Raw genomic sequence first — 2,886 nt, forward strand, 5'->3', positions numbered from 1 at the left:
CGGGTCCGCGTCGCCGGGCGCTTGGGTCGCGGCGAGTGCGGCGCGCATGGTGATGAGCAGATTGGTTCCGGTGTCGGAATCGGCCACCGGGAAGACGTTCAGCGCGTTGATCTCCTCGCGGTGCGCGAGCAGGCGTTCCACACACAGTGCACCCCACTGCCGCAGTGCGGCCGCATCGAGCCTCTCCCGGACCCCGCGCACGTCACCGTCCTTCCCGCCACCGCGATCACACCGTCGAACCCGCCAGCCAGGGTAGTCGTCCGCACCGACACCCTCGACACGCGAAGCCGGGTGGGGACGCGGATCCGGCGGCGGAGACGAGGCGGGCGCTGCGGGTGGCCGAGGCGAGCCCCGGGGCGATTGGACATCGAATACGGCCGACCGCTACTCTTGCAGGGTTGCCTCACGCGGCCCCTGCCGGTCGCGTTCACCGGCGGTAGCGCCGGTAGGCATTGAGGATAAAGTTTCCGGACAGGCTGTCTCACCGACAGCGGTCCCCCATGACATGAAGGAGCTCGCGACTATGGCTGCCGTCTGCGACGTCTGCGCCAAGGGCCCCGGCTTCGGTAAGTCGGTTTCGCACTCGCACCGGCGCACCAACCGTCGCTGGAACCCGAACATCCAGACCGTTCGTGCGCAGGTTGCCCCCGGCAACACCCGCCGCATGAACGTCTGCACCTCCTGCCTGAAGGCCGGAAAGGTTGTTCGCGGCTGAGCTGCGTAGACATCTTCGACGCCCCGGCGCACCCACAGGGTGACCGGGGCGTTGTCATGTGCTCACCCGGCCCGGCGCGCGGGACGGCAGAGTGACCCCGCACCGCCCCCGGATCGTGACGGCGTCCACCGACTATGCTCGTGATCTGGCGATCTGCCATATCGAATCGTGGCGGGAGGCCTACCGCGGACTGGTGCCCGAGCATGTGCTCGCCGCCTTCGACGTCGACCGCCGCACCGCCCGGTGGGCCGCCCTCATCGACTCGATCGACGAGGGCACGGCGGCCGATCGAACGGCGCACACCATCGTGCTGGCCGTCGACGACACCCGCGCCCCCGGCGACCGCGTCCCCGGATTCGCGCACGCCGGCCCGCCTCGCGACGAACCGCGCGTCGCCGATCGGGAACTGTATGCGCTCTACGTCCGGGCCGACCGATACGGCACCGGCATCGCACAGGAATTGCTGCGTGCGATTCTCCTCCCCGACACCGACACCGCGTTATGGGTGTTCGAGGAGAATCCACGCGCCCGGAATTTCTATCGAAAGTTCGGATTCGCCGCCGACGAGGCCCGCCGAATCGAACCGTTCTCTCTGGCGAGCGAGATCCGGATGATCGCCCGCCGCCCGATTACTGGGCGCCGGTGAAGCAGTCCAATCCGCCCGTGGCGCTGATGCTCTGGAAGATGCACAGACCGCGCGCGTTGACGTTGGACGACAGCGACGACGAACCCGTCTGCGGATCCCACAGGGCCAGCACCGGTCCCGCGTGCTGAGTGGTGGTGACCTCTTCCTGCGGGGTGGCCGGCTCCAGCGGCAGGCCGGCGGCCTGCGCTATCGCGGGTGCGCCGAGGACCGCCGCACCGGCGGCAACGGCGACTACGGCACCGCGCACGGATGTGATCTGCATACATCTGCTCCTGTTTCGCTCGAACTGTTACGCCGCGGTCAGGGCAAGCGCCAATCGACCGGGGCGGCCCCCAATGTACCGAGCAATTCGTTGGTGCGGGAGAAAGGCCTCGATCCGAAGAAACCACGTGAGGCGGACAGCGGTGAGGGATGGGCGGATTCGATGGTCGGGACATCGCCGAGCATCGGCTTCAACGTCGAGGCGTCGCGGCCCCACAGGATCGCGACCAGCGGCTGCTCACGCGCCACGAGCGCGCGAATCGCCTGCTCGGTCACCGCTTCCCAGCCCTTGCCGCGATGCGACGCGGGCTGGCCGGGCGAGACCGTCAGCACTCGGTTCAGCAGCAGCACACCCTGATCCGACCACGGCGACAGGTCGCCGCACGACGGGGTTGGATGGCCGAGATCGCGCGAATACTCCGAGAAGATGTTCGCCAGGCTGCGCGGCACCGGCGAAACATCCGGCGCCACCGAGAAACTCAACCCCATGGCATGCCCGGGCGTCGGGTACGGATCCTGCCCGACGATCAGCACGCGCACCTTGTCGAAGGGACGGGTGAAGGCGCGTAAGACGTTCTCGCCCTTGGGAAAGTAGCCACGGCCGGCGGCGTTCTCCGCCCGCAGGAACTCCCCCATCTCGGAGATCCGGTCGGTCACCGGTTCCAATGCCTCGGCCCAGCCCGTATCGATGATCTGCGGCAGTGGTTTCGCGCCCATGTCGGGACAAGATAGTCGCCGCGGCTCGGCGTCGTCACGCCGCCCACCCGCCGTCGCATCGTCGCGCCGCACCGCTATTCGCCCCCTCCGAACGACTCCCAGCCCAGCGGCCCCGACCACCGCGCTCCGTCGACGACAACGCCCGAACCGGTGCACACCCGGCCGATCACCCGCCAGCCCGGCGGGACGATGGTACCGGGCCCGAAGGTCGCCACGAAGGCATGGTCCTCCCCACCGGTGAGCGCCCAGCCGAGCGCGTCGGCGTGCAGCGCGGCGGCGACCGGAGACAGCGCGAGATCCGCCACCGCCGCCGAGTCGACATCGACCGCCACACCGGAGGATTCGGCGATATGCGACAGATCGGCGAGCAGTCCGTCGGAGACGTCGGTCATCGCGGTGATCTCCGTGGCGTCCGGCAACTCCAGCACGGCGGAGTAGGGCGGTCGTGGAACACGATGGGCGGCAACCACATCGGCGAACAGCGCGGCATCGGAACCGCTGTCGGCACCGGCCGACAGTGCCGCCAGCCCGGCCGCCGACCAGCCGA

The 2,886-nt window shown here is 69.1% G+C and carries 5 protein-coding genes and 1 pseudogene; 2 read left to right on the top strand and 4 right to left on the bottom strand.

Annotated features, from left to right (window positions below; genetic code table 11):
- Positions 1–201, bottom strand: a pseudogene (locus tag NK1_RS33060) (DAK2 domain-containing protein); the annotation flags it as partial.
- A gap of 322 nt (positions 202–523) precedes the next feature.
- Between NK1_RS33060 and rpmB the strand changes: the two are divergent.
- Positions 524–715 (top strand): 50S ribosomal protein L28, encoded by a 192-nt coding sequence (gene rpmB, locus NK1_RS33065; protein ID WP_011210730.1) that lies wholly within the window; start codon positions 524–526, stop codon positions 713–715.
- Between the two features lie 91 nt (positions 716–806).
- Positions 807–1,361, top strand: coding sequence for a GNAT family N-acetyltransferase (locus NK1_RS33070; protein ID WP_084461860.1), 555 nt, complete (start codon positions 807–809; stop codon positions 1,359–1,361).
- Here NK1_RS33070 and NK1_RS33075 read toward each other — a convergent pair.
- The 3 genes from NK1_RS33075 to NK1_RS33085 all read right to left on the bottom strand — a co-directional run.
- Positions 1,345–1,623: a hypothetical protein gene (locus NK1_RS33075; protein WP_063015141.1), complete on the bottom strand. Its 279-nt coding sequence runs from the start codon at positions 1,621–1,623 to the stop codon at positions 1,345–1,347. The genes NK1_RS33070 and NK1_RS33075 overlap by 17 nt on opposite strands.
- Positions 1,624–1,661: 38 nt before the next feature.
- Positions 1,662–2,339, bottom strand: a complete 678-nt coding sequence (locus NK1_RS33080; RefSeq protein ID WP_036503772.1) for a uracil-DNA glycosylase — start codon at positions 2,337–2,339, stop codon at positions 1,662–1,664.
- Positions 2,340–2,413: 74 nt separating this feature from the next.
- Positions 2,414–2,886, bottom strand: a 473-nt coding sequence (locus tag NK1_RS33085) for an AIR synthase-related protein (protein WP_245661001.1), incomplete at its 5' end; no start/stop codon positions are given.

This window comes from Nocardia kruczakiae NBRC 101016 (genome assembly GCF_001612965.1).
Classification (GTDB): Bacteria; Actinomycetota; Actinomycetes; order Mycobacteriales; family Mycobacteriaceae; genus Nocardia; species Nocardia kruczakiae.